Source organism: Sporosarcina sp. JAI121 (genome assembly GCF_013408665.1).
Taxonomy (GTDB): domain Bacteria; phylum Bacillota; class Bacilli; order Bacillales_A; family Planococcaceae; genus Sporosarcina.
Genome location: NZ_JACCCL010000001.1, coordinates 492971 through 517177 on the forward strand (window position 1 = coordinate 492971; position 24207 = coordinate 517177).

The window sequence follows — 24207 nt, forward strand, 5'->3', positions numbered from 1 at the left end:
AAGCGTCCAACAAAAGTCAGCGAGTGTCCAACGAACGTCGGGAAGTTTCCAACCAATCCGGGAAAGTGTCCAACCAACGAGGGAGTCTCCAACGCAACCATTGAAGTGTCCGACAAAAGTCAGCGAGTGTCCAACGAACTTCGAGAAGTTTGCAACCAAATTGAGAAAGCGTCCAACAAACGAGGGAGTCTCCAACGAAACTATTGAAGCGTCCAACAAAAGTCAGCGAGTGTCCAACGAACGTCGGGAAGTTTCCAACCAATCCGGGAAAGTGTCCAACCAACGAGGGAGTCTCCAACGCAACTATTGAAGTGTCCAACAAAAGTCAGCGACTGTCCAACGAACTTCGGAAAGTCTGCAACCAATCCGGGGAAGTGTCCAACGAACGAGGGAGTCTCCAACGAAACCATTGAAGTGTCCAACGAACATCGGAAAGTCTGCAACCAATCCGGGAAAGCGTCCAACCAACAGAGAAGTCTCCAATGAGAACCCCGAATGCCAAGTTTAAATGGAATAAATATCTAGCTTTCGAATTGGTAGAATGTTATAATAATTTAGATGATTGACAAAGTCGGGGGGGAGATCAATTGAGGAGGATATTCTTATATTGTGTGACTGGCTTCTGTTTATTCCTAATCGTCCCTACTGTCGTTCATGGTGAAAATACGGGAGCTTCCACGGATCCTCCAAGTAGCAAGGAAGTTGGGAAATCTCGAAGCATCTTATTTGGTAGCGTAAAGAAGGTAGACAATGCGTTGAAAGAGAAAACGGAGTCTATTGATAAAGTCCTTCAAGAAACAGTTAATGGTTTGCATAATACGGGAACAAATTTACCCAAACCATTGGAAAGTAAACCTGTCATATCTAGAATTGCGGCTACAGGGAATTTACTAAATAAGACAGTAACCGAAACTGTGGGGAAGACAACCTCTGAAGTGACGAATGTGGTCAATGACACAGTAAATTCGGTCGTCAATGAATTGCCAGCCATTCCTGTCGTCAGCCCGGTTGTTAAGGATGTAAGTGTAACAGTTAAGAAAACAACTTCTTCTGTTCAAACCGTTGTAGAAAACCCAGGTGAATTTGTTAATGAAACTTTGAAAACTACAATCGACGTTTCTGCAGATGAGGTTATTGAAGCTGTTGAAACGGTGGATAAAGTAACACAACTTCCACAGGAAATCGTTAAAGACATTAGTAGGAATGAAAATTTCTCCACTAATTTTAAAGAGAATAGTGATGTCGGTTCTGCGTCGAAGCGGGAACCTATTATACTTTTAGCACCTGAAATTGGGACGGATGTATTGAGTAAACAAGGCGGTAGTAGTGAAGTTGAGCAACATAACAAAATCGGTTTAGAAGATAGTAGCATGAATGACGAGGTTAACCTTGTCGTAGATTCTATGTTAGAAGAAACTTCCGTAGATCGACAACCGGTGTTTCAGGAAGTGAAAGTGCTAGAACAGGCGAATGGTTTGATTGACCCATTTGTAACATCTAAAACTGACGTGTTAGAAAATAAAAATGTTGATAATCCTAATCTACCTACTGAATCTAGCCAAAAGTGGGATCGTCAATCGCCGGCTGTTATTATGGGAGCCCCTCCGCCTACAGAATCCCTAAACATGGCAATGGGAGGACAAAGTGATTTGATTTTTTGGGGAATCGTTGATATGTTCACGCTGCAATCCTCAAACGGTGGAAAGTGGATATATACGAATGAGTATGCAATGGTTAAATGGGCTCATGCTCCTCCCGGGAGGCCGCCACAACAACCTTCTTTTTTTAATGTGTAATGAACATTATAAAAGGGGATGAAAACGAATGCATAACAACGGGAAAGTCAGGTATTTATCGGAGCGAACAAAAACTAAAGATAGTATACAAAGTACAGACCAACAATTTGTTGTTGGACAACTTGCTGCAAGCATTGCGCATGAAATACGAAATCCCTTAACAGCTATTAAAGGGTTCACGCAATTAGGCACGCAGGGGACACCAAATCAACACTTTGATGTAGTTATGTTGGAAATTGAAAAAATAGAAGAAGTCATAAATGATTTGTTATTACTGGCTAACCCGCAGATTTCCACTTTTGAAGAGTTGGATTTGCAAAAGGTTCTTGAGAGTTCCATGAAATGTTAGGTAGGCGTGCATAAAGTAAAGGAGAAAGGCAACCTTGACGATATTGGGTTGCCTTTTTCTTGCGCTTTTTTCGTAATGATGAATTGTTATTTACCTATTAACAGGTACCCTTTATTATTGGGAGTCTCCAACGAAACGTAGAGAGTTTCCAACCAACCTTGGAAAGTGTCTAACAAACGGGGTGATGTCCAACGAACCAATCGAAGTTTCCAACAAAGTTCAGAAACTGTCCAACAAACATCGGGAAGTTTCCAACCAACCCTGGAAAGTGTCCAACAAACGGGTGATGTCCAACGAACCAATCGAAGTGTCCAACAAAGTTCAGAAACTGTTCAACGAACGTCGGGAAGTTTCCAACCAATCCTGGAAAGTGTCCAACAAACGAGGCGGTGTCCAACGAACCTATCGAAGTGTCCAACAAAGCCCATAAACTGTCCAACAAAAGTCGGGAAGTTTCCAACCAATCCTGGAAAGTGTCCAACAAACGGGGTGATATCCAACAAGCTCCATTAACTGTCCAAATTTATTATCTAGCATATGTAAAAATTCTGTTTGTATTAAGATGCAAATTAATCTATAATTATAAAAAGACATCACGAGTATAGGAGAGATTGCTATGAAGAGAACAAATATTATTATTATAGGTGCTGCAGGTAGAGATTTCCACAATTTTAATACGGTTTATCGTGATAATGAAGCGTATAACGTTGTTGCTTTTACGGCAACGCAAATACCTGATATAGATGGACGTAAATATCCAAGTGAATTAGCTGGCGAACTTTATCCGGAGGGAATTCCGATTTATTCACAGGACCAATTGCCAGAGCTGATTGAAGAGTTGCAAGTGGATGAATGTGTGTTTGCTTATAGTGATAGTAGTTATGAAGATGTGATGGGCGTAGGCGCGATTGTGAATGCAGCGGGTGCTGACTTCAAATTACTAGGACCTAAAAAAACACAGTTAAAAAGCAATAAACCCGTCATTTCCGTTTGCGCTGTACGAACTGGAACGGGAAAGAGTCAAACGTCACGAAAAATTATCGAAACGTTATTGGAGCATGATTTAAAGGTCATTGCGGTCAGACACCCTATGCCTTACGGCGATTTAAACGCGCAGCGTGTTCAGCGTTTTGCGACAGTGGAGGACTTGAAGAAACATAATTGTACGATTGAGGAAATGGAAGAGTATGAACCACATGTGGCGCGCGGTAATATTGTATATGCGGGCGTTGATTATGCGGACATTTTAGCGGCAGCTGAAAATGATCCAGATGGTTGTGACGTGATTTTATGGGACGGAGGAAATAATGATTTCTCTTTCTTCGAGCCTGATCTAGCCGTTACTGTCCTGGACCCGCATCGCCCTGGTCATGAGTTGAAATACTATCCTGGCGAAGTGAGTTTACGAACAGCCGATGTGGCCATCATTAATAAAATCGATAGTGCGACAAAAGAAGCCATTCAAATCGTAGAAAATAACATTAAATTCGCAAGTCCGAACAGCAGCATCATTAAAGCCGAATCCAAAATTACGGTCGATCATCCGGAGAGTATTACCGGAAAACGTGTATTAGTCGTTGAAGATGGACCGACGTTGACTCATGGAGAGATGAAAATTGGCGCAGGTTCAGTTGCGGCTGAACGTTTAGGAGCGAAAGAAATCATTGACGCGCGCCCATTTGCAGTTGGTACATTAATTGAAACATACAACAAATACCAACATATTGGAAACGTCCTTCCAGCAATGGGATACGGCGAACAACAATTGAAAGACCTTGAAGAAACCATCAATAAGGCTGACTGTGATGCAGTGATCATTGGAACACCGATGGATTTAACTCGCATCATTTCGATTAACAAACCTTGTACACGTGTACACTATGATTTAGACGAAGTGGGCAGTCCGAATTTAAGCGATATTTTAAAAGGTTTTGTCCAAGAACATAAACTTGAGCGATAAGCATCCGATACCAACAAATACTGCCACAATTCGAAGGACTCGGATTGTGGCAGTATTTTTTATATGCGTTTATGCGAAATGTACATCTTTGTTGCAAGCGCAGGTTCTTTCACTTCATTTTTAAAGTCAGTAAAACATCATGTATCGCGACGAGTTTTGTTTCGAGCCGGTGCAAAAGATAGAATGATACGAATATCGGGAAACCGATTTCCTGTATGAGACTCATCCATTGTTCCATCCCGTTTCCTCCTCTCCTACTACATAAAAAAACGGTCACCAGTCCGAAAACTGGTGAACCGATCAGTGCATCTGTTATCCGTTTACAAGTTCAGTTACATTTCGCTCTACAATCCGGGCGTCCACTATCGTTGCCAGTGAAGCACCGTTCAATTCGAATACATCCAAAGCGATGATCTCCTGCATCGCCGCCTCCACGGTTTGCGTCGTCAAATCGGGACGAGGATCATTCACCGTCATAGTCACCTTTTTACCGCTTGCTGTATTGAAGTTCAATTGCAATGTCTTTGCCATTCCTACTCACTCCCATTCTTGATTAGTCAATCACGCTTGATGTTTCCACTAACTCTGCTCCGATGAAGCGAAGCTCCGATAGCTGGGCAATTTGCTTCAGCGCTTTGTGCAAATCGTCCGGTTGTACGTTTTCCTTGATATTGCGGTACGTCTGCGATTTACGGATGAGCTTTCCGTCTTCTGTCAAGCCACCGTCCAAGTAAACCCGACCGACCGCCTGGTGAAATTCCAATGTCACTGCCATGTGATCACCTCCCTTCATCCTCTATATAGAGTAAAAGCGGGAGAAAGGAGACAATGTTTGAAAAGTTTTTAATAAATGTTGTTTATGGTGTTAATGGTATTTGCATCGGGTGTTTTATTAACCTGGGAAAATGGCCTCTAAACGGGGGAGTTTCCAACGAAACTGCCGAAGTGTCCAACGAAGTCCAGCAACTGTCCAACCAACCTTAAGGAGCCTCCAACCAATCTCGGAAAGTGTCCAACAAACGGGGGAGTTTCCAACGAAACCATCGAAGTGTCCAACGAAGTCCAGCAACTATCCAACCAATCCCAAGTAGCCTCCAACCAATCCCGGAAAGCGTCCAACATACAGGGGAGTTACCAACGAAACTAAGGTAGGTTTAAGATACATCCCCGAATGTAAATATTTTTTAAAAGTAATAAGTCTAGGGTATAATTAAATATAGAAATTGATGGAAAATGAATCAGTAGAGGGAGTTTTTTAAATGACGCTTAAACAAAAGTTGAAGGATTCAATGAAAGAAGCAATGAAAGCAAAGAACAAAGAGGATTTAACAAGCATTCGTTTGGTATTAAGTACGATTCAAAAGAAAGAAATTGATAAAAATGACGGTACAGAACTGACCGATGAGGAAGTTATGCAGGTCATACAAACGGAAATCAAGCAAACCCAGGAATCCCTGACCTACGCAAAACAATCCAATAAGGTAGAGATGATAACAGATCTTGAAAACCGCATTCAGATGCTAACGTTATATCTACCTAAGCAACTTAGCGAAGATGAAGTCAAAACAATTGTAAAAGGTATTATCGATTCGAATGGTTTTGCCGGCAAGCAAGATATGGGGAAAGTGATGGGTCTGGCAATGGCCGAACTAAAAGGCAAAACTGACGGAGGATTGATCAGCAAAGTTGTAAAAGAGTTGCTGTAGAATGAAAAAATCAGGTGTTCCTGTGCGTTAATCGCACAAGCACGGTTCTGTGAGGTAGGCGGGAACACAATTTGTCGAATGGGCAGAAAGTTTCCTTCCTACTCGACCTCACATCACGAATTACTCATCGCTGAAGAAACTTGGCTATTTATTCATTCATCCAATCCAAACTATTTAAAAGATGATCCATTAGCCCCTTGGGTTGAGTGTAATCCAACCCATTTTCCGATTCAATTGCATTAAAAATAGATGAAGTCTAGGAAATGAACAGCAATTGTAAAACGTTACTTAGGAGTTGGCGGAAAAAGCGTAGTTAAGTAAAGAAGGAGTTCCATCTCTTCTGTCGAATTATGGATGTAAAGGGGAGGGATTACGTATGATGAATGTAGAAAGAGATCAGCTAGCAGATGTACTGTTACAAAGCCTTTATGATTATCATTTTGCTAATAATGGAGGAAGTTATACATTACCCAAAGCAATGGCAAATGCAGACGTCACTAGCAAACTGGCGATTGAATACCTGATCGAAAAGGAATATGCCTCGGATAGTGGGCAAGGGACAGACAATCTGGTTTTAGCAATCACAACGCAAGGTATGGACTATATAAAAAACAAATAACTGTACGCAGTAAGCGTTTGACAGGAACGTCCTCATCGGGCGTTCTTTTTTAACTACGATCGAGGGTGTGCCGGAGAGGAACGCGCTTAAATAAAAAGTGCATATTTCAAGACCTCGAATATAAGGTCGTGAAATATGCTATTATTTTTCACAAGTAACTAGTGACCAAAAATTCTTCTTTTCTACCATCACAGTACCTTCTTTATCAAATTTATCAAAGCACTTCTCAATAATAAGTGTATTTGTTTGATGATTTTTCCCCATCTGGATAATCAGTACACTTCCAATTGTTAGAATCGTGACGCTTACGATTATTGCGATAATCATATTTAGTTTGTTTTTGTTCAATTGTAACCACTCCTTTCCTATTATAAAGATTAACATTAATTACGGAATTTCCCTACTACCATTAATACCTAAAAGCGACTTATTACTCTATCCAGAAACATAAATCTTCCACCGTAATGAAACAGTAAAAGAGGAAGGCAACCATATCAACATGTGGTTGCCTTCCTCTTGCATTTAGTAAGAGACCTGATCTGACCTTATTCAACTGTGTGCAGTTTTCCCCTACTGTTACCTTCTAATTTCATACGTTTCAATAAGTTCTATTGAATTGATAACGGATTGTGCCATGGAACAGTTCTTCTTCGTCAACTCGAAGACTCTGTCCATTTGTGATTCATCGATATTTTGACCGTCAATGATAAAATGCAGATGGATTTTTTCAACTCTGTTGGCTATCTCCTCATTTCGTTTTACTTCCTTCACTTCAATCGTTATATTCTCGGCGGGCATGCGCATTTTTTCCAGAATGTTCCGCAACACTCCGCCACTACATACCGCAAGAGAAGAAACAAGAAGTTGGTACGGCCGAAATCCATAAGCTTCATTACTTGAGATGGCTAGTTGACCAAATTCCGTCAGTGTCTCAAAACCGTTTTCCGTCATTTGAAATTTCATAAAAAATCCCCTCCTTGTTATTGAATATATAGGGTTCGCTGGATTAAAGCATATCCCGTGTAAAAGGGGTACTTTTTGAATTAATTCCAGGTAGTTTGCAATGAAACCTGGAAAGTGTCCAACGAACCTAGTAAAGTGTCCAACCAACGTTGGAGTCTCCAACGAACTCCTCGAAGTGTCCAACGAAATAAGTCCATAAAGTCTCCAACGAACTCCATGTAGTGTCCAACGAACTTTGTAAAGTGTCCAACAAACGGGGGAGTCTCCAACGAACTCCTCGAAGTGTCCAACAAAGTCCATAAAGTCTCCAACCAACCCCGTGTAGTGTCCAACGAATCTTGTAAAGTGTCCAACAAACCCCGGAGTCTCCAACGAACTCATCCGAGTGTCCAACAAAGCCCAGCAACTGTCCAACCAACAAAGAAAAGTCTCCAACCAATCCCGGAAAGTGTCCAACAAACATGAAGGTCTCCCACGAACTCACCGCTATCCGCCCACCAATTCACTCCTCAACTTCCCAAGTATCCGCTGCCTCCTCTTCTTTATTCCTGCTACTGAAATGCCGACTCTCCCAGCGCATTCCTCAAGCGTGAAACCTTCGATGAACAACCACCGGACAAGTTCCTGCTCGGCGGGAGACAAGTTGTCCAGCGCTTCCTCAACTAAATTCGGCAATCCATAATGGATAGCGAATTCGGGCTCAACTATATACTCAAGGGACTTGTCTCCAATTAGGATTACATTCTCTTCAAATTGGCTTTCTCTTTTCAATTCATCCAGCATGCTGCCCCGAATGCTTCGATAGGCAAATGGCGTGAAATTCCCTTTCGTAACATCAAAACGATTCCATGCTTGCCACAAAGCGACTCTTCCTGCCTGTCTGAAACTGTCGTGGTTACGGTGAATATTCAGCTTGCGGATAAATGCGGATATCATCGGTTCGTACTGTTCCAAAATATCATCAAAACTCAACATTTGAGCGGCCTTCCCGACCGTGCACGATACTTTTTATTCCCGGGTGACTACATAGTAGTTCATTCGAATTAGGAAATCTAACGAGGATTTGTGACTTTTGGCGTACTATATAGGATGAATGGAAGGGCCATAGGTGACGTATGAACCTTTTATAATTACAAAATTCATCATATTTAATCAATTATGACTATGAAATGTTATTGTAGAATGGTAATCTGTATATACAACGGAGAAAAAGGGGGATTTTGACTTGCTAAATTGTGATTCTGATTTGATTGATGGACGAGCATTAGCGCTTAAATCAATTTTCACTGGAGAGTATCGTTCCAAAATCATTACAACACATGGTACTTATTTTTCTAAGTTAACACCAAAAAACGTACTGAATAAAGCGTGCCTCACATACTTTTCAACGAAGGAAGGTCGTAAACAAGCTGCATCGTCTTTGTTGAATTATTCAAAGAAACCGCCATTCATCATAGCACCTAACGAAATCGGGGTTTTCCCGACAAAATCGCCACAAAATCCGGATTGTGTCTGGATATTCAATCACCGCCTCAACGTCGAGGAAGTTGTGAAAGGGCAATCGGTTGTAACGTTCGTGAACGGCACATCCATCAACGTAAAAGCCTCGAAAAACACTATACTAAAACAAAAGCAACGCCTGCACACACTGATGAGCATAAGCCACTTGATGCATCGGGAAAAGGAATTATATGCGGGTGTAAAGTGATGATAGCAAGAGTGAGTGACGGGTATTTATTTGTATAAAACCCAATAATTGTATGCTAATAAAATGAAGATCAACCATTTTTGTTAATGAGTGATCTTTTTTTGATTGGTTCAAATTATTTAGCCGATTCTTGAAACATCTGTTATTTCTGCAGCATTTGCTCAGGTACTTGATTAATAAAAAGGAATTTAGGTGCGCATTACTGCTATCGCGTTCTAAAGAGATTGAATTTATAGTCAAATTAGAATAGTATATACCCATAGATGAATAGGGGGAATAACGAATGCTACCATTACTGAAAAGCCAACTGGTTTTGGAAAATATCGTCCAATATTCATTTGACGAAATCTTTGTAACAGACGCAGAGGGCAATATTATACTTTCAAGTGATAGCTTCAAAAACTTTTTTGGGATTGATGCAAAAGAGATTATTAATCAAAATGTATTTGTATTAGAGAAGGAAGGGATACTATCTCCTTCGGTTACTGGTAAAGTCTTAAAAACAAAAAAGATAGAAACAATTATTCAGGAAACGACAATGGGAAGAAAAATAGTGGTCTCTGGCTATCCGATTATTAATGATAATCAAGAACTATTGGGAGCTATTAGTTTTTCTAGAGATATTACAGAACTTGATTATCTTAAAAAAACGAATGATCAAGTAGCTAAAATAATGCTTTTATATGAAGAAGAAATTGAAAAGATGAAAAGTGGGAATGCGGGTTCCTCTTCTACCAATCTAGGGGAAATGAGGCATGTCTTTAGCATTGTTGAAAAAGTATCCTGCATAGATGTTCCTGTCTTATTGGAAGGGGAATCGGGAGTAGGGAAAAACTTCATCGCACAGAAGATTCACCAAAAATCCAATCGGAAAGACGAACCTTTTATAGAAGTTAACTGTGGGGCTATCCCCGAGTCGCTAATTGAATCTGAGCTGTTCGGGTATGAAGAAGGTGCGTTTACGGGTGCCAAGAAAGGCGGAAAAAAGGGTTATTTTGAAGCTGCCGGGAAAGGTACTATACTACTCGATGAAATTTCCGAGCTGCCGTTAAATTTACAAGTTAAATTGTTATCTGTCCTCCAGAACTTAACGATTCAACGGGTAGGTGGCAGTTCAATTATTAAACTTAATTGCAGAATAATATGTGCAACAAACCAAAATCTCCAAAAGTTAATTGCCGAAAAAAAGTTCCGGGAAGATCTCTATTACAGAATTAATGTTATCAAGATAGCTATACCTCCTTTACGCGAAAGAAGGGAAGAAATAAATAGGTTAGTTACTGAATTATTAGGTGAATTTAATGCTAAGTATAAAATGAATAAAGAGTTTTCTTCAAATATGATTTCTTGGCTAAATAGGCAGGAGTGGAGGGGGAATATAAGGGAACTTAGAAATTTTATCGAGCGCATTTTAATCACATCTAATGAAAATCTGATTGATGTCGATGTAGTCGGGATAAAAGCCTCCGAAGAAGCTGTTATGACTTTAGATAACTATATCGGGATGGTGGAAGGAGATTATATTGCTCGAATGTATGAGAAATATCCTAGCAGCATTAAGTTAGCGAAGATGTTAGGAATTAGCCAATCCACGGCAAGTAGAAAGATAAACCAGTATGTTACTAAGAAACCTAGTCAAAGTTGACTAGGTTTCTTACGTATAAGATTAAATAATGCCGGATTTTGGTTAAACTGGAACACGGAAATTTCATGTTTAGATCCGAAAGCCTTTACCTTATCGAAATTCAAGGCTGTACAGTTGCTTGCGCTATTGTACGGACGCCCCTCTCCCGGGATTGGCACACTACTTGCAATAGTATAGTTATCAAGAAAAGGTAACACTAGCAAAGCCTTTTTTCTTGAAACTGAATTTTAAACTATGAGGGGGATTTATGATGAAAAATCAAAACGAAAAACAAGTTCTTAACCTTCCATTCACAGGTATTTGCTCATTTGGTAAGTATCCAATCTGCACAAGCCTCGACGAACTAGATGCGGATGTAGCGGTTATTGGAGTGCCTTATGACATGGGGACACAGTGGAAGTCGGGTACTAGAATGGGGCCACGTGGAATGCGGGAAGGCTCTACTTTATATAGTTTCGGGCTGGAAGGGGCCTATGATATTGAGAAGGATATTATGTATTTAGGTCCGGACTGTAAAGTGGTCGATTGCGGGGATGTGGATATCGTTCATGGCGATTTGGAACAGAGCTTCGAAAATGTTGAAGAGTCGATTAGAAAAATCGTTTCTAAAGGAGCCATACCTGTCGTAATGGGGGGAGATCATTCCATTACAATACCGGTTGGAAGGGCATTAGATTCGGTGGGTCCATTCCACGTAATTCAAATAGATGCACATCTGGATTGGGCGGATCATCGTTCAGGACAAAGATACGGGCATGGTAGCACGCTTCGTCGTTTAGCGGAAATGGACTATGTCGATAAGATGTTCCAATTAGGAATCCGTGGGATTAGTAGTAGCAAAAAGGAAGATGTGGATGCGGCTAGAGAGTATGGGAGTGTAATCTTGTCTCCACGACAAATGAGGAAAATGAGTATTGAATCGGTTTTGGATTTAATTCCAGAAGGCGAAAACTATTATGTAACAATAGATATAGATGGATTGGATCCTTCATTGGCACCTGGTACAGGAACTCCTTCCCCGGGCGGATTGTACTATGACGAGGTGAATGAGCTATTGGAAGGGATTGCGAAAAGGGGGAATGTAATCGGTTTTGACTTAGTGGAAGTTTCTCCTCCATATGATCCTACTGGAATAACGAGTCAAGTTGGTGCAAGACTTATTCTTGATTTTATCAGTTTCATTTTAAAAGAAAAAGAAGTACCTGAGCAATTGGAGTTGGCTTCATCTCTTCAATTAAATAGCTGAAATAGAGAATTGACATAGTAGAGAAGGATGTTCACATCTTTCTCTATTATGTTACATCTACACACCAAAACATTCTTTCCATGGAACATCAATATTCTTTTTTGCCCCAAGACATATGGAGGTGACAATATGAATCAGAGTGCATTGGAAATTGATAAGAAAAAGGTGAAACGTAAGGACCCTAGCCCCAATATTGAAATAGTGGATCGCGATGATCCCGGTTATGTTGACCAGATAACAATAACTAAAAAACAATATGGAATTGGTATTACTAAGTCAATCGTTTTCACGTCGATTGCTGTTCTTGTTTTCTTTATTCCGATGAATATAAACGGAAAAACGGATATATTATTCGGGTACATTTATAACTATCTTCAAAACTTATTTGGGATTGTAGGATTATGGATTGTTACATTGTTAATGGTAGTAAATGTAGTTGCAAGTTTCTATGGGAAATTTGTTGCAAAAAATGATTCTTTCTTAGGGAAATATTATGGCCATGACTCTGTTATGCATCCATTCTTCTATCTATTAGGAGCTTTCTATACTGTTATATATACCCTTGATTTCACTTTTACCCAATTTACAGGCCCAGACTGGATTGTTGGCAGTGGTACGGGTGGTACCGTTATTCCGAGCATTGTCCTTGGGGTGACTTGGATAATTATCGTTGGCGCATTTTTTATGCCTTTCCTTTTGAATTATGGGGGAATAGATTTCGTAGGTTCAATTATGGAACCGTTAATGCGACCACTTTTTAAAGTTCCTGGAAAGAGTGCAATCGATGCAATCGCTTCATTTGTCGGGTCATCTTCAATGGCTGTAATCATTACGAGTAGACTGTATCGCATGAATGTCTATACTAGAAAAGAGGCAGCATTTATTGCTACGTCTTTTAGTGCAGTGAGTGTAGGGTTTGCGTTATTAGTTATTAATACAGCAGGTTTGGGAGATCATTTTTTAAAAACATACTTCTCATCCCTTGCGATAACATTTCTAGTCTCCATTGTAATGATTAGAATTCCACCCCTTTCGAGGAAACCAAATACGTTTCATAGTGGAAAAGTGCAGACAGTAGAGGACAGAACGAATGAAGCGAAATTCGAACTGGGCATTTTTAAGCGTGGTGCTGAGCGTGCAGCCAAAAGGGCTTATACCGCGGAGAGCTTATTTAAAGAAATTGTATTAAGTTTAAAAGATGGGTTTAATGTACTGCCAAAGGTATTGACGTTAATTGCGGCAGCTGGAATATCCGGTTTAATTATCGCTGAATACACACCTGTTTTCAATTGGCTTGGCCAGGCGTTTATTCCTCTTTTAAACCTGTTTGCGGTACCTAATGCTTCAGTCATTGCACCTTCCATTCCCGTTGGATTTGCTGAAATGTTCCTTCCTGTGCTATTGATAGCAGATAAAATTGACGTTATCGAAATTGGCGCAAGATACTTCATTACGGCATTATCAATGGTTCAAATTATTTTCCTATCCGAAACAGTCGTAGTCATGATGGCGACAAAATTGCCAGTGAAATTTGGCGAGCTCGTTGTATGTTTTTTACTTCGTACTTTGATTGCGATTCCAATCGTAGCGTTGTTCATGCATCTGTTGTTTTGAGTAGACAGTCAGGTATTCGTATAGAATCCTACTTAGGAATGTCACTACACAAGTATAGTAATTTTGAAATCAGACACCTTTTAGGATGTCTGATTTTTTTGTGGTAAATGGAAGGGAGAATAGCAGAGTTTTTCATGTTTAGTTATTCCTCCCTTCACTTTATTATCGGAGAAAGAAATGGAGTTATCATTGAATGATAATCGTTGTGATATAATAGATTGGAAATGATTTTATTTACATTTACGTTCGAATTTATGACATTTACTTGAAGTCTCAGAATACTAGATACGGAGTGGGAGAATTATGGACCAGACACAGACAGTAGGCAGGGCTCTTGATATATTATTTGTATTGGCAGAAGCGGAAAAGACAATGACGGTAAGTGAGATTTCGGAAAAAGTACCGCTTCCAGAAAGTACGACTTATCGGCTGATTAAGACGTTGGAACTAAATGGGGTCGTGGAAAGGAAATCCAGGGGACAGATAAGCCTAGGTATGCGTATCATGGATTTGGCAAGAAGTTTGCATCAGCAGATAGATCGGGATCTACTGACAATTGCTCGTCCTATCATGGAAGAATTGACCGAAAAGTTGAATGAAACATCTCTATTGGTAGTGAGAAGGGGAACAATTGGAATTACAGTACAGTATATAGAAGGGAAAAGGCTTATCGGACTGGTTACTAAAAACGGTAATACTCATCCCTTGCATCGGGGGGCTTCTGGAAAAGCCATCTTGGCATTTGAAAACGAGAAAACAATCAATAAGATACTTACTGCGGAGAAAGAAGAAGAGCCCGATAAATTGTATATGGAATTAGAAGAAATTCGAAAGACCAACTTTATTAAAACCGTTGGAGAAGTAGATTCGGATACACTGGCGGTGGCTGCGCCGATTTTTGATGAATTCAATCGAGTAATTGCAAGTTTATCGATTGTTGGACCAAAGGATCGTTTTAGTGAGGATGCTACCCGAATGACAATTGCAGAAGTCGTGAAAGCATCTAAAGAAATCACTGAAAAAATCCATGAAAATCAGTCATTATTAAGTGATTAAGTAGTCTTTGTTCTATCTAATTTAATAGCGCCACTTGCAGGAGGGAATCCCTATTTCATAATCGATGTTTAGATTAAAAAAGGGGTTCTTTTTTTTTGACTTTTAAGCGTGGGTCTTGAGAAGAATTCGTAAAATGTAAAAGGGAGAGTTAATTTTCTGAAGAAATACTCAAAAAGTTCTTGCCATATTAAAATTCTTCGTTTAATATAATTCTCAAGAGGTAGTTTTATAATTCTCATTAATTGATAATAAGGAGAGGTGAATGGCATTGAGAAAAATAGTAAAGAGCGGTTTCATGTTGGGGATTGCCATGATGATAATGGCAGGATGTTCTAGTAAGGGTGGACAAGATGGCGGAGAAATGGAAACGCTTTCTTTAGCGCATGGTGGAAGTTTAGATTCCCATCTTCAGCAGGGGGCATTGAAATTTCAAGAGCTTGTTGAAGAGAAATCAAACGGTGAAATCAAAATTCAAATACACCCAAACTCTGAATTGGGTGCGGAGAGAGAAGCAGCAGAATCCGTTCAAAATGGCAGCATCGACATCGCGATACTTTCCACGGGACCGATGGGGAACTTTGCAGACAAAGTAAACGCATTGGATTTCCCGTTTCTATTCAAAGATCATGTACACGCTGAAAAAGTGTTAGACGGTGAAGTAGGTGAAATAATTTCTAAGCAATTGGAAGATGCGAACTTTAAAAATCTCTATTGGGTAGATAACGGAGCGTATCATATTGCGACAAATGAAAAGCCGGTTCGTCAATTTTCAGATTTGAAAGGTTTGAAATTACGAACACAAGAAAATCAAATTCAAATCGATACAATCAATGCTTTTAAGGCGTCAGCTACACCTATTCCATTTAGTGAACTTTTCCTTTCAGCGCAGCAAGGAATTGTAGATGGACAAGGGAATTCCTTGGCTGTATTGATTCCACAAAAGTATTATGAAGTTCATAAATATTTAACGGTAACGAATCACATGTATTCTGCAGGAATGATTTTGATGAACAACGACAAATTTAGTGGTTATCCAGAAGACACTCAACAGATTCTTTTGGAAGCTGCGAAAGAGGCGGGTGCATATGAAAGGGAATATGTACAACAACTAGAAAAAGAGTTTAAAGAAATCGCAGTTAAGAACGGCATGGAAATCATTGAAGACACGGATTTGGAACCATTTAAAGAAGCTGTACAACCAATCTATCAAAAATACGAAAAGAAGTTCGGCGATATCCATAAAATTGTTGCTGAGACGGAATAAGCAACAGGAATGTGTATCCGGAATTCTCGATGATTGAAGCCGTGAAGGGAAGAAGTGTTGAAAATCTTCCCTTTGTGGACATTAGTAATCATGAAAGAGGTCATTCATGTGAAAGAATTAATTGAAATGGATATACAAGGACCGAAAAGGGATTATATCGGCTATGGAAAAAAAGGGTTTGCTGCGAAATGGCCAAACGACGCACGAGTGGTCATTAACATTGCTGTCAATTATGAGGAAGGCTCGGAACAAATGAAATCCTTGGGGGATTCGGAAAACGAAAGCTTTGTGGAGTTCACTCCACTGATGCCCCATCATATGCGCGATATAGCTGTTGAGTCAGTTTTCGAATATGGCAGTCGGGTTGGAATCTGGCGCTTGCAACGACTATTTGACGAACTAAAAGTTCCTGTAACATTATTTGGATGTGCGATTGCGTTAGAAAGAAATCCCGAAGTGGGTGCATGGATTAAAGAAGCAGGCCATGATGTATGTGCACACGGCTGGAGATGGGAAAAGGTTTGGAATTTATCTCGTGAAGAGGAAAAGAAACGAATTGAATATGCTGTTAAATCTATTGAAAAGTCTTGTGGTACTGCCCCGCAAGGTTGGTACTGCAGATATGGTCCTTCCGTCCACACAAGAGAATTACTCGTAGAGCACGGCGGTTTTCTTTACGATTCTGATGCGTATAACGATGAATTGCCATACTACATAACCGTCAATGGAAAAAAACATTTAGTTGTCCCTTACTCACAAACGTTGAATGATGGAAAGTTTGTTCGCCCTCAAGGATATGGTAGCGCAACTGACTTTTTAGATTCATTAAAAAGAACGCTCGATTACTTATGGGAAGAAGGGGCGACCCATCCAAAAATGATGTCAATTGGATTGCATCCAAGAATTATCGGACAACCGTATCGTATATCTGCGTTGCGAGAATTTATCGAATACGCACAGCAGAAAGAAAAAGTATGGATTGCACGCCGTCTGGATATTGCAAACCACTGGCTCGATAATTATTAACTTTAATGCATGAACTGAGGAGTGTGCGATATGAACAAAATAATTCAATTGATTGATAGTATCAATAAAGGAATTCGAATCGTTTTAGCTGTTAGTCTGGGCACCATGTCCGTTGTCATTATCGCACAAGTAATCTTTAGATATCTATTTCACCATACATTTACTTGGGCTGAAGAACTCTCAAGATATTTGATGGTCTTATCGGTCTTTTTAGGCGCAGCTTTGGCATTACGAACACACTCGCTAATCGCGGTTGAAGTATTGGCCGAAAATATATCAGTAGCAAAAAAGAGAGTGCTAAAGATTATTGTGTATCTGCTTTGTCTGACGTTCTTTGTCACGCTGCTCGTTGTTGGTATCTCCATGGTTGGCGATGTGAGTAGGCAATTAAGCCCGGCATTGCAGATTAAAATGTCGATTCCTTACTTAGCCATTCCAATCGGAGCGACGGCTCTTATCTTGAACACTATAGTGGTTCTATTGGAATTGATTATGAATAAAAATACTGAAAAGAATGGGGAGACATTATAATATGTTAATTATTCTAATGGTTTCCCTCTTTATTTTCCTAGCTATGTCTGTTCCGATTGCGGTGTCTATCGGTTTATCTTCTGTCATTGCGATTGTGTTCGCTAGCAACCTTCCAATAGATGTTCTGGCACAGAAAGCGTTCACTTCCATTGATTCGTTTCCATTAATGGCAATTCCATTTTTCATATTTGCTGGAACATTGATGGAAAAGGGTGGGATTGCTACGCGTTTAGTTCGATTTGCCAATGCTTTAGTTGGTTCATTAACGGGCGGCTTAGGGATGGTTGTTGTGGTGACGTCGATGTTTTTCGCAGCCATTTCAGGTTCGGGTGTCGCGACGACAGCTGCTTTAGGATCCATCCTGATTCCTGCAATGGTTAAAAAAGGATACGATCGTAGTTACGCAGGCGCATTACAAGCAATTTCAGGTGAACTAGGTGTCGTCATTCCACCGAGTATTTCAATGATTTTATTTGGTGTAGCGGCGAGTGTGTCCATCGGAGACTTATTCATAGCGGGAATTCTACCAGGTCTATTAATTGGGTTTTCACTTATGCTAGTCGTTTTTATCATCTCCAAAATTAAAGGCTATAAAGGCGATTCAGATTTACCAAAAGGGGAGAAATGGGCAGCATTTAAAGACGCAATACTCGCCCTATTAATGCCTGTCATTATTCTTGGAGGAATTTATGGTGGAATCTTTACGCCGACTGAGGCTGCAGCAGTTGCAGTAGCTTATTCGTTCATCGTAGGTGTCTTCGTTTACAAAGAAATCAAAATGAAAGATTTAATTTCTATCTTCTCAAAATCAATGATTATGACATCCATCGTAATGTTTATCATTGCCAATGCTGGGCTTTTCGGCTGGGTCTTAACAAGGGAAGGTGTACCTCAAAAGATAGCCTTATTTTTTGCCAATGTAACAGATTCTCCAATCATTTTCTTGCTCATTATTAATGTGCTGTTGTTAATCATCGGAATGTTTTTTGACGGCGGTGTGGCCATTATTATTTTGGCACCTTTATTAACACCAGTTGCTGTTTCGCTAGGAATCGATCCTGTTCATTTCGGAATGATTATGATTACAAACTTAGCGATTGGGATGTGCACACCTCCACTGGGTGTGAATCTCTTTGTAGCTTGTCAAATTGCAAATATCAGGTTGGAGCAAATTACAAGAGCGATTCTACCGTTTTTAGGAATCATGATAGTAAATGTACTGCTTATTAGTTATCTACCACAAATCAGTTTATTCTTGGTTCAATTATTTAAATAATAACTTTACAGTTATAGATGGAGGACGTATATGCTTAAGGCTAAAACAATTAAAGGCAATATCGTTTTACCGACGGAAGTCTTGTTTGATTCGTATTTAACGTACTGCGATGGAAAAGTAATATCTATATTAGATGAGGAGACACCGGGCGTTGAAGTGAATGATGCAACGGGTCAATACATCTTGCCCGGGGCAATCGATGCGCATGTTCATTGCTATAGTGCCCTAACAGAAGGATTTACAACTGCTACTCGATCAGCAGCAGCGGGCGGCGTAACGACGATTGTTGAAATGCCCTACGATGCGGATAAACTAATTTGCACACAAACTCTTTTTGAAGAGAAAAAAGAACTGCTAGAACGCGAGGCTGTCGTCGACGTGGCGATGCTTGCGACGATTGCCCCAAATGACGGGTTAGATCAAATTCCGCTATTGGCGGAATCTGGGGCATGCGGGTTTAAAGTGTCCTTGTTTAATACGGATTCTGTCCGTTTTCCAAGAATTGACGAAGGTGAGCTATTCGAAGCGTTTATAGCAATTGAAAAAACAGGTAGACCTGTCACTGTACATGCTGAAACTGATGCCATTGTCCGGAAGTTCATTGAGAAATATAAGGACAAAGGACAAAATAATCCAATCGCTCATTGTCAGAGTAGGCCTAAAGTAGCGGAGTCGACGGCAGCGTTAACAGTATTAGAGTTGGCGTATTATACAAAAGCTAAACTGCATTTACATCACAGTACATTTTCACGTGTGTTCGGGCTTGTAGACCACTATAAAAATGAGGGTACAGACGCGACTGCTGAAACGTGTACGCACTATTTAGTACTTAATGAAACTGACATGAGCCGCTTAAAAGCGAAAGGGAAAATCAATCCACCTCTCCGTACCGAAGAGGATATGATGCAACTATGGAATTTACTGGCCAACGATAAAATCGATATGGTAACATCCGATCATGCGCCTTGGCCACTCGACCGTAAACTAGCGGAAAATATATTTGAAAATTCGTCTGGCGCACCTGGGGTTGAAGTGTTACTTCCGATATTATTTAGCGAAGGTGTGGCCAAAGGAAGAATTTCTATCTTGCAACTAGCAAAAGTATTATGTGAAAATCCAGCTGATCGTTTCGGCTTAGGTCACCGCAAAGGGAAGTTGGAAGTTGGATACGACGCTGACTTTGTCGTCTTGAATCCAATGGAAAAATGGACCTTAGATGAAGTAGACATGCATTCAAATGCCGGATGGAGCCCGTACCACGGAATGGAATTGCACGGTAAAGTAAAACGAACGTTTGTCAGAGGAAAAGAAGTATACAACGGAAAAGTTGTCGGAGAAAAAGGAGATGGATCCTTTATTCCAGCCGTATATGATTGAGAGGTGTTGTTAATATGACTAAGACATTTGAGAAGAATGAAAAGCGTATTGAGCAGGATATTATTGCCCTGTCGGCGATAATTGATAGTGTTGCACCGGGATATACGAGAAGGCCGTTTACAAAATGGCATCTGGAAAGCCGAGAGTGGTTGATCCGAGAAATGAAGAATTGCGGTTTGGATGTTCGGATTGACGCTGCATCGAATTTAATTGGTAAACGTCAAGGGGTAAATCCTGAATTACCACCAATCATGATTGGTTCCCATACGGATTCTGTTGTGGGAGGCGGTCGATTTGATGGCATAATTGGTGTCTTGGCAGGGATTGAAATCGTCCGGCAATTAAATGAGAAAAAAATTGAATTGGCACATTCTTTACTGATTGTCGATTTTACAGCGGAAGAAGCAAGTGAATTTGGTATTTCAACCATTGGAAGCAGAGGAATGGTTGGCAATTTAACGGAAGCCGATCTAGGACGCACAAACGCAGAAGGACTCCCTCTTCGAAATGCGCTCAAAGTTGCAGGGGGCAGACCAGATGATTTGGAGACAGAAGCATTAAAAGTCGGGGATATATCCTTATATTTGGAACTGCATATTGAACAAGGACCAGTTTTGGAACAGACACAGCATGAGCTGGGCGTAGTGACTGGAATCGTAGGCATTCAACGCCATAAAGTCGTAGTGGAAGGACAAGCGAACCACGCTGGAACAACACCTATGCACATGAGATTTGATGCATTACCCGCGGCTTCAGAGCTTGTTTTAGCACTGGAGGAAGTTGCGAACAAGACCTATACGGAACAAGTAGTCGGCACGGTTGGTCGAATGTTCGTTGAACCAAACGGAGCGAATGTGATACCTGGACGCGTCGTATTTGATTTTGAAATCCGCTCACTGGATCCGCATGCCCTCGATCAGATGGTGGAATATATGAAAAATAAAATTGCACACGTAGAAACAAGTCGGAAAGTCTCAATTACTATGAATCAGCTTTCCCATTCGGACGCCATTATCGTATCGGAAGATGTGGTGCAAGGGGTTGAGAAAAGTTGTCAACGTTTTGGTACAACGCTTCGATTACCGAGTGGAGCGGGTCATGATGGCAACCAGCTTGCCAAAGTCGCACCCGTCGGCATGATTTTCGTCCCAAGCAAGAACGGAAAAAGCCACTGTCCAGAAGAATGGACAGACTATGCCGAAGTCGTCAAGGGTATCCAAGCTCTTGGAACCGCCCTTTTGTCTTTTGATAAAGCCCTATCTGTTTGACTTTAGAGAGCTGAACGTGTGTCAATTGCGTATTTTTGTTACACAATTGTAAATTTCGCTAAAGATATAACAAAGAAATGTTAAAGCCAAATTATCGGTACATTTTTAAACTCATACCCACTTAAGCTGCTAGCAAAGGGAAAGGCGATCATCCAATAGGAATGATCGCCTTTTTCTGTTGCTTTCAAGAAAACTGGAATAATGGGTGTAATTGTAGGGGTGACAGTCACCAAGTGAATTACGTAATCTTTTTGGTACTTTACGTAGTGGACTAGCTGGTTGTTATTAATACTAAAAAAATGTCTAGTAAATCAAATACACCTCCTGAAATACCTTACTTTCTCTTTTCATTCGGATAAATATTCGTGAAGTAATCGTTCGTAATTTCACGTACCTTCCCACTTAAAAAGATTACAGCAATGACGTTCGGTATAACTACTGCTGCGAGTAGAAGGTCGAGGAATTGCCAAATGAATTGCAGTCCACCGACGGCCCCAACGACAATTGCAGTAATATAAACGAAGCGCATAACCTTCGCGAAAGTTGTCCCAAATAAAAACTCTGCTTGCTTTTCCCCATAAAAGATAATGACAACAACTGTTGTAATCACAAACAAAAAGAGCGTTGCGGAAACAATCGATCCGCCGATTGAAGCGCCGAAGACCGGAACAAATGCGGCTGTTACCATTGTCGAAGCTTCTTCTGTAGGGATATCCTTCCAAACTCCGGACGTTAGAACGACGAGGGCTGTCATTGTGCAGACAACCAAAGTGTCAACGATTACTTCAAAAACACCCCAGAAACCTTGTTTTGCAGGATGATCATTCATTGCAGAAGCATGAGCGATAGGCGCAGTTCCCATCCCCGCTTCGTTGGAATAAAGTCCGCGTGCAAGCCCCCAACGAATTGCGGCTGCTACACCAGCCCCAGCAAATCCACCAGCCGCTGAGATCGGTCTGAAAGCGTATTCAAAAATAAGAGAAAAAGCGGTTGGTACTTCTTTGATATTCATTGCAATAACAATAAGAGCACTGATTATGTAAAGAACAACGATAATGGGAATAAGTTTTTCCGATACTTTCCCAATCGTTTTTATCCCTCCATATGTAACTAAAATAACAAGAATTGCTACAATAATTCCTGTTACAAGAGGAGAAATTCCGAAGGATCCATCCAATGTCGCTGCAATTGAGTTTGATTGAACCATCGTACTAGCAATAACTTCAATCATTAACGCAAATGCAAAAAAGTAGGCAACTTTCTTCCATCCCAACCCTTTTTGTATGTAATACATCGGTCCCCCAACATATTCTCCGCGGTCATTTTTTTCGCGATAATGAAGACCAAGAACTACCTCCGAATACTTTGTACCAATCCCGATTAGAGCAACGATCCACATCCAGAAAATAGCACCAGGTCCACCAAGAGCGATCGCTACAGGGACACCGACAATATTTGCAGCTCCCATTGTCGAAGCAAGTGCAGCTGTCGTTGCTTGGAACGGTGTTAAAGTTCCAGGAGCATCACTTTTGGCAAATAATTTTCCGAACGTTTGCGCTAGAATATGTGGGAAATAACGGAATTGAAAAAAGTTAAGCCGAATTGTAAGGGAAATCCCTCCTCCTATTAGCAAGATAATGAGTGGCATCCCCCAGATGAAGTTTGAAGCTTGTGCTATCAGTTTTGTGAAATCCTCCACGTTCTCAATCCCTTCATTCATAATTTTTCAGTGAAATCAATACCTGTGTAGAAAACGTTTTTATTCCACAATGCAGAATTAATTCCGTATTGTGAGAAAGTTTGATAATCTCTATTTAATCTCGTTTCTACAAGTTTGTCAATGATCTATTTGAAGAGGGGAAAAGTTTTTGCAATTTACACAACTAGGAAAGTCTTGTAGACTCAACTTACAGTCTTGAATTATTAGAATGGTCTGAAATGTGGTGTGTGGAGATGAGAGTAGACGAGAGGGTGATCAGTACATGATTCAATCGATTAACCGTGCAATGCTTATTATTCAAACTCTTTCTCAGGAAGAAAAAGAAAAGTGGTTAGCTGCAGAATTGGCCGAAGAGACGGGGTTGCCAATTAGTACGGTGTACCGACTAACGCAGTCTTTAATGCAGCACGGACTTGTTACGCATAGTGAAGGTACGAAACAATATAAGCTTGGATACAAATGGATGGAGTTAGGGTTGAAGATGTTTGGAAAATTGGATGTCCGGGATGTCACAAGACCCATTTTAGAAAGGTTAGCACTTGAGGCAGAGGAGACTGTCTATTTAAACATTCCTAGCGATACGAATTCTATTATTATCGAACGAATAGATAGCCCGCGAAATGTTAAAATCCTTGATAGTATCGGCGAGAGAATTCCATTACATATTGGAGGGGCGAACAAAACCATTTTAGCGAACATGCCTCGAAACAAAATGGAAGGTCTTCTGGAACAGCTTGTGCCGGACAAACAGGAAAGAGAAGTATTTGAGAAAGAATTAGCCGAAGTTAAACAGAAAGGGTATGCGATAAGTTTCGGAGAGAAAACGAAAGGAACCATTGCAGTTGGAGCCCCCGTCTTTGACTTCGATAACCGTGTGTTCGGAGCAATCAGCATTGAAGTTTTGGCTTACGACATTACCGAGGATCGCATGAGTTTTTTCATTGAAAAAGTATATGAAGCCGCCCAACAGATATCATCGGGTCTTGGTGGTATGTAAGGGGGAGATATAGACAGGGGGACAGTGGCGGGGTTGGTGGGGTGACAGTCACCAAGTCAATTCTAAAACAATCGAAACAAACGTGA

25 protein-coding genes are annotated in these 24207 nt (G+C 40.5%); 17 read left to right on the top strand and 8 right to left on the bottom strand.

The genetic code is table 11. From position 1 onward, the window contains the following. Positions 1–755 precede the first annotated feature (755 nt). A complete protein-coding gene (locus HDC33_RS02355) occupies positions 756–1796 on the top strand; it encodes a hypothetical protein (protein WP_179390922.1) in 1041 nt (346 codons plus the stop codon). 28 nt (positions 1797–1824) lie between these two features. Continuing rightward, positions 1825–2145 (top strand): histidine kinase dimerization/phospho-acceptor domain-containing protein, encoded by a 321-nt coding sequence (locus tag HDC33_RS02360; protein ID WP_179390923.1) that lies wholly within the window; start codon positions 1825–1827, stop codon positions 2143–2145. A 169-nt stretch (positions 2146–2314) separates the two neighbouring features. Here the strand turns inward: HDC33_RS02360 and HDC33_RS02365 are convergent, their stop codons facing one another. After that, positions 2315–2629, bottom strand: a complete 315-nt coding sequence (locus tag HDC33_RS02365; RefSeq protein ID WP_179390924.1) for a hypothetical protein — start codon at positions 2627–2629, stop codon at positions 2315–2317. A gap of 132 nt (positions 2630–2761) precedes the next feature. Here HDC33_RS02365 and HDC33_RS02370 point away from each other — a divergent pair, with 132 nt between their 5' ends. Next, the gene (locus tag HDC33_RS02370; protein WP_179390925.1) at positions 2762–4105 is read left to right on the top strand and encodes a cyclic 2,3-diphosphoglycerate synthase; all 1344 of its coding nucleotides are present in this window, start codon (positions 2762–2764) and stop codon (positions 4103–4105) included. 109 nt (positions 4106–4214) lie between these two features. On the opposite strand, the gene HDC33_RS02375 is transcribed toward HDC33_RS02370, so the two are convergent. The 3 genes from HDC33_RS02375 to HDC33_RS02385 form a co-directional block, all read right to left on the bottom strand. Further along, positions 4215–4343, bottom strand: a complete 129-nt coding sequence (locus HDC33_RS02375) for a YvrJ family protein (RefSeq protein WP_179390926.1) — start codon at positions 4341–4343, stop codon at positions 4215–4217. A 74-nt stretch (positions 4344–4417) separates the two neighbouring features. Further along, complete coding sequence (locus tag HDC33_RS02380; RefSeq protein ID WP_179390927.1) at positions 4418–4636, bottom strand: DUF2922 domain-containing protein; 219 nt, start codon at positions 4634–4636, stop codon at positions 4418–4420. A 22-nt stretch (positions 4637–4658) separates the two neighbouring features. Further along, on the bottom strand, positions 4659–4880 hold the full coding sequence (locus HDC33_RS02385) for a DUF1659 domain-containing protein (protein ID WP_179390928.1): 222 nt from the start codon (positions 4878–4880) through the stop codon (positions 4659–4661). A gap of 484 nt (positions 4881–5364) precedes the next feature. On the opposite strand from HDC33_RS02385, the gene HDC33_RS02390 reads away from it, so the two are divergent. Both HDC33_RS02390 and HDC33_RS02395 read left to right on the top strand, forming a co-directional pair. Further along, a complete protein-coding gene (locus HDC33_RS02390; RefSeq protein ID WP_179390929.1) occupies positions 5365–5811 on the top strand; it encodes a GatB/YqeY domain-containing protein in 447 nt (148 codons plus the stop codon). Positions 5812–6187: 376 nt separating this feature from the next. After that, positions 6188–6430, top strand: coding sequence for a hypothetical protein (locus tag HDC33_RS02395; RefSeq protein WP_179390930.1), 243 nt, complete (start codon positions 6188–6190; stop codon positions 6428–6430). Between the two features lie 141 nt (positions 6431–6571). Here the strand turns inward: HDC33_RS02395 and HDC33_RS02400 are convergent, their stop codons facing one another. The 3 genes from HDC33_RS02400 to HDC33_RS02410 form a co-directional block, all read right to left on the bottom strand. Beyond that, on the bottom strand, positions 6572–6778 hold the full coding sequence (locus tag HDC33_RS02400; protein WP_179390931.1) for a hypothetical protein: 207 nt from the start codon (positions 6776–6778) through the stop codon (positions 6572–6574). 228 nt (positions 6779–7006) lie between these two features. Next, the gene (locus HDC33_RS02405; RefSeq protein WP_179390932.1) at positions 7007–7393 is read right to left on the bottom strand and encodes an OsmC family protein; all 387 of its coding nucleotides are present in this window, start codon (positions 7391–7393) and stop codon (positions 7007–7009) included. A 486-nt stretch (positions 7394–7879) separates the two neighbouring features. Beyond that, the gene (locus HDC33_RS02410; protein WP_179390933.1) at positions 7880–8368 is read right to left on the bottom strand and encodes a sigma-70 family RNA polymerase sigma factor; all 489 of its coding nucleotides are present in this window, start codon (positions 8366–8368) and stop codon (positions 7880–7882) included. Between the two features lie 250 nt (positions 8369–8618). Between HDC33_RS02410 and HDC33_RS02415 the strand changes: the two genes are divergently transcribed. From HDC33_RS02415 to HDC33_RS02465, 11 genes are all read left to right on the top strand, one after another. Then, the gene (locus HDC33_RS02415; RefSeq protein ID WP_179390934.1) at positions 8619–9101 is read left to right on the top strand and encodes a competence protein ComK; all 483 of its coding nucleotides are present in this window, start codon (positions 8619–8621) and stop codon (positions 9099–9101) included. 283 nt (positions 9102–9384) lie between these two features. Continuing rightward, complete coding sequence (locus tag HDC33_RS02420; RefSeq protein ID WP_179390935.1) at positions 9385–10746, top strand: sigma-54 interaction domain-containing protein; 1362 nt, start codon at positions 9385–9387, stop codon at positions 10744–10746. A 250-nt stretch (positions 10747–10996) separates the two neighbouring features. Beyond that, positions 10997–11992: an agmatinase gene (speB, locus tag HDC33_RS02425; protein WP_179390936.1), complete on the top strand. Its 996-nt coding sequence runs from the start codon at positions 10997–10999 to the stop codon at positions 11990–11992. A 129-nt stretch (positions 11993–12121) separates the two neighbouring features. Further along, a complete protein-coding gene (locus HDC33_RS02430) occupies positions 12122–13606 on the top strand; it encodes a YjiH family protein (protein ID WP_179390937.1) in 1485 nt (494 codons plus the stop codon). Positions 13607–13909: 303 nt separating this feature from the next. Next, on the top strand, positions 13910–14662 hold the full coding sequence (locus HDC33_RS02435) for an IclR family transcriptional regulator (RefSeq protein WP_179390938.1): 753 nt from the start codon (positions 13910–13912) through the stop codon (positions 14660–14662). 262 nt (positions 14663–14924) lie between these two features. Beyond that, on the top strand, positions 14925–15926 hold the full coding sequence (locus tag HDC33_RS02440) for a TRAP transporter substrate-binding protein (protein ID WP_179390939.1): 1002 nt from the start codon (positions 14925–14927) through the stop codon (positions 15924–15926). A 108-nt stretch (positions 15927–16034) separates the two neighbouring features. After that, positions 16035–16952, top strand: a complete 918-nt coding sequence (locus HDC33_RS02445) for a polysaccharide deacetylase family protein (protein ID WP_218843149.1) — start codon at positions 16035–16037, stop codon at positions 16950–16952. A gap of 30 nt (positions 16953–16982) precedes the next feature. Next, the gene (locus HDC33_RS02450) at positions 16983–17483 is read left to right on the top strand and encodes a TRAP transporter small permease (protein WP_179390940.1); all 501 of its coding nucleotides are present in this window, start codon (positions 16983–16985) and stop codon (positions 17481–17483) included. A 1-nt stretch (position 17484) separates the two neighbouring features. Further along, positions 17485–18759, top strand: coding sequence for a TRAP transporter large permease (locus HDC33_RS02455; protein ID WP_179390941.1), 1275 nt, complete (start codon positions 17485–17487; stop codon positions 18757–18759). Positions 18760–18789: 30 nt separating this feature from the next. After that, positions 18790–20136: a dihydroorotase gene (locus HDC33_RS02460; protein WP_179390942.1), complete on the top strand. Its 1347-nt coding sequence runs from the start codon at positions 18790–18792 to the stop codon at positions 20134–20136. Between the two features lie 14 nt (positions 20137–20150). Further along, positions 20151–21404, top strand: coding sequence for a Zn-dependent hydrolase (locus HDC33_RS02465; protein ID WP_179390943.1), 1254 nt, complete (start codon positions 20151–20153; stop codon positions 21402–21404). A gap of 334 nt (positions 21405–21738) precedes the next feature. Here HDC33_RS02465 and HDC33_RS02470 read toward each other — a convergent pair whose 3' ends face one another. Next, complete coding sequence (locus tag HDC33_RS02470; RefSeq protein ID WP_179390944.1) at positions 21739–23103, bottom strand: alanine/glycine:cation symporter family protein; 1365 nt, start codon at positions 23101–23103, stop codon at positions 21739–21741. Between the two features lie 283 nt (positions 23104–23386). Here HDC33_RS02470 and HDC33_RS02475 point away from each other — a divergent pair, with 283 nt between their 5' ends. Next, positions 23387–24121, top strand: a complete 735-nt coding sequence (locus tag HDC33_RS02475; protein WP_179390945.1) for an IclR family transcriptional regulator — start codon at positions 23387–23389, stop codon at positions 24119–24121. Positions 24122–24207: the final 86 nt, after the last annotated feature.

What these genes read in the sequence shown, in the direction of transcription:
- HDC33_RS02390 (WP_179390929.1), top strand. Translation starts at nt 5,365, where the DNA reads ATGACGCTTAAACAAAAGTTGAAGGATTCAATGAAAGAAGCAATGAAA.
- HDC33_RS02420 (WP_179390935.1), top strand. Translation starts at nt 9,385, where the DNA reads ATGCTACCATTACTGAAAAGCCAACTGGTTTTGGAAAATATCGTCCAA.
- HDC33_RS02440 (WP_179390939.1), top strand. Translation starts at nt 14,925, where the DNA reads ATGGCATTGAGAAAAATAGTAAAGAGCGGTTTCATGTTGGGGATTGCC.
- HDC33_RS02370 (WP_179390925.1), top strand. Translation starts at nt 2,762, where the DNA reads ATGAAGAGAACAAATATTATTATTATAGGTGCTGCAGGTAGAGATTTC.
- HDC33_RS02435 (WP_179390938.1), top strand. Translation starts at nt 13,910, where the DNA reads ATGGACCAGACACAGACAGTAGGCAGGGCTCTTGATATATTATTTGTA.
- HDC33_RS02460 (WP_179390942.1), top strand. Translation starts at nt 18,790, where the DNA reads ATGCTTAAGGCTAAAACAATTAAAGGCAATATCGTTTTACCGACGGAA.
- speB (WP_179390936.1), top strand. Translation starts at nt 10,997, where the DNA reads ATGAAAAATCAAAACGAAAAACAAGTTCTTAACCTTCCATTCACAGGT.
- HDC33_RS02465 (WP_179390943.1), top strand. Translation starts at nt 20,151, where the DNA reads ATGACTAAGACATTTGAGAAGAATGAAAAGCGTATTGAGCAGGATATT.
- HDC33_RS02385 (WP_179390928.1), bottom strand. Translation starts at nt 4,880, where the DNA reads ATGGCAGTGACATTGGAATTTCACCAGGCGGTCGGTCGGGTTTACTTG.
- HDC33_RS02395 (WP_179390930.1), top strand. Translation starts at nt 6,188, where the DNA reads ATGATGAATGTAGAAAGAGATCAGCTAGCAGATGTACTGTTACAAAGC.
- HDC33_RS02475 (WP_179390945.1), top strand. Translation starts at nt 23,387, where the DNA reads ATGATTCAATCGATTAACCGTGCAATGCTTATTATTCAAACTCTTTCT.
- HDC33_RS02375 (WP_179390926.1), bottom strand. Translation starts at nt 4,343, where the DNA reads ATGGAACAATGGATGAGTCTCATACAGGAAATCGGTTTCCCGATATTC.
- HDC33_RS02430 (WP_179390937.1), top strand. Translation starts at nt 12,122, where the DNA reads ATGAATCAGAGTGCATTGGAAATTGATAAGAAAAAGGTGAAACGTAAG.
- HDC33_RS02455 (WP_179390941.1), top strand. Translation starts at nt 17,485, where the DNA reads ATGTTAATTATTCTAATGGTTTCCCTCTTTATTTTCCTAGCTATGTCT.
- HDC33_RS02450 (WP_179390940.1), top strand. Translation starts at nt 16,983, where the DNA reads ATGAACAAAATAATTCAATTGATTGATAGTATCAATAAAGGAATTCGA.
- HDC33_RS02405 (WP_179390932.1), bottom strand. Translation starts at nt 7,393, where the DNA reads ATGAAATTTCAAATGACGGAAAACGGTTTTGAGACACTGACGGAATTT.
- HDC33_RS02360 (WP_179390923.1), top strand. Translation starts at nt 1,825, where the DNA reads ATGCATAACAACGGGAAAGTCAGGTATTTATCGGAGCGAACAAAAACT.
- HDC33_RS02410 (WP_179390933.1), bottom strand. Translation starts at nt 8,368, where the DNA reads ATGTTGAGTTTTGATGATATTTTGGAACAGTACGAACCGATGATATCC.
- HDC33_RS02380 (WP_179390927.1), bottom strand. Translation starts at nt 4,636, where the DNA reads ATGGCAAAGACATTGCAATTGAACTTCAATACAGCAAGCGGTAAAAAG.